Annotated in this window: 1 pseudogene; it reads right to left on the bottom strand. The window is 69.5% G+C overall.

The features are described 5' to 3' along the window. Positions 1-301, bottom strand: a pseudogene (locus tag AC1DMU_RS29810) (hypothetical protein); the annotation flags it as partial. Positions 302-361: the final 60 nt, after the last annotated feature.

Here is a 361-nt window from a genome sequence, read left to right as displayed (position 1 = left end):
CGCGTAGATAGAGGTACGGATCGGACGCCTCCCAGATCAGCGTCTCGGTCAGCCAGTCGGGCCGGCGCTTGCCAGGCTTGGAAGCCATGGCCCAGGTCGACACGACGCTTGTGCCCGGCGTCGGCAGGCCCTTCGGAAATTCGTAGCCGCAGCAGAACACGACCTGTCTGGCGCGCACCGCATGGCCAGTGTCCGTCACCAGGGTCACGCCGTCGGGATCGCTGATGACCTGCGTCACCTCCACCGGCGACCATATCCTGGCGCCGCGAGCGTGGGCGCGCCGCAGGAGGCCCGCCGCCAGGCGCGCTGGATCGCCGACCGCCGACCCTGTCGAAAGGATCGCGCCCGTTCGATCCAGGCC

It is taken from the genome of Bacillus sp. 01N45, from assembly GCF_056399205.1.
The sequence above is the reverse complement of the archived record's forward strand: the minus strand, read 5'-3'. Positions and strand labels throughout refer to the sequence as shown.